General features: G+C 49.2%; 1 protein-coding gene. It reads left to right on the top strand.

Going from position 1 to position 594, the window contains the following annotated elements; all coding sequences use genetic code 11:
• The coding region (locus ACS8FC_RS19185; protein WP_439297961.1) for an FAD-dependent oxidoreductase at window positions 1–594 on the top strand (594 nt) is incomplete at both ends.

Genomic DNA, 594 nt, shown 5'->3' with positions numbered 1-594 from the left:
AATCTAGTGCAAATGGTGCGCTTAGGGTTGTATTCTCGCGATGCCTTACAGCAACTACGCGCCGATATCGGTATCAATTATGAGCAGCAAACACGCGGTATCATGCACTTTTATACCAGCCAAGCTGAGTTTGATGCCGCTATCGAACCCACTGAACGCATGCAAGCACTCGGTTGCGAGCGCCACGTGATTGACATCAATAATGCCGTTAATTTGGAACCTGCCCTCTACCCAATTGCGCACAAACTCACTGGAGCGACCTACACCAGCCGCGATGAATCTGGCAATGCGCACTTATTTACCCAACGTTTAGCGCAGCGCTGCATTGATGCGGGTGTCACATTTTTATATGATACTGAAATCTTAGCGCTTAATACTGACGCTCACTCTGCGCGTCCGCATGTGCATAGTATTACCATTCGGCCAAAAGGCGAAAACGCGCAAACCTTTAGCGCTGATAGTCATGTGGTTGCACTTGGCAGCTATAGCGTCCCTCTGTTAAAACCACTGGACATTCATGTACCTATTTTTCCAGCAAAGGGCTATTCAGCCACCTATACGGTCAACCCGCGCGCGCCGCATTTAGCACCTTTT

This window comes from Psychrobacter sp. 1Y4 (assembly GCF_051847555.1).
This window is presented reverse-complemented; position numbering and strand designations above follow the sequence as displayed.